This window comes from Clostridium boliviensis, assembly GCF_033342255.1.
Taxonomy (GTDB): Bacteria; Bacillota; Clostridia; order Lachnospirales; family Lachnospiraceae; genus Lacrimispora; species Lacrimispora boliviensis.
On record NZ_JAWONS010000313.1, the window covers coordinates 1 to 447 of the forward strand.

The 447-nt window shown below is 59.3% G+C and carries 1 protein-coding gene; it reads left to right on the forward strand.

What is annotated here, in order from left to right; genetic code table 11:
* Positions 1-118: 118 nt before the first annotated feature.
* On the forward strand, positions 119-447 hold a 329-nt coding region (locus tag RZO55_RS21850; protein ID WP_318066382.1), incomplete at its 3' end, for a radical SAM protein.

The window sequence follows — 447 nt, forward strand, 5'->3', positions numbered from 1 at the left end:
CTCTCAGCCGAGCTCATTTTCATTGTACCCCAACGCCCTGAGGGAGAGTGTGACGAACTTCATACGCTTTTTCCGGATCGGGGTCGAAGGCGTTGAATCTGGAGAAGGAGGGGTTTTTTTGCTAAACTTTCATCAGTCTCCCTTTTTGGTCATCTGGGAAGTAACCCGTGCCTGTGCCCTCAAGTGCCTCCACTGCCGGGCAGAGGCCCAGTACCATCGCGATCCCCGGGAGCTTACGACGGAGGAAGGGAAAGCCCTGATCCGCGAGATCCGCAATCTGGGGGCTCCCTTGCTCGTGTTTACCGGCGGTGATCCGCTGATGCGCGACGATCTGTTTGAGCTGGCGGAATATGCCAAAGGGCAGGGGTTGATCGTTTCGCTCACCCCCAGCGCCACCCCGCGGGTGACGGAGAAAGCGATGCGCCGGGCCAAGGAGGTGGGGCTGGA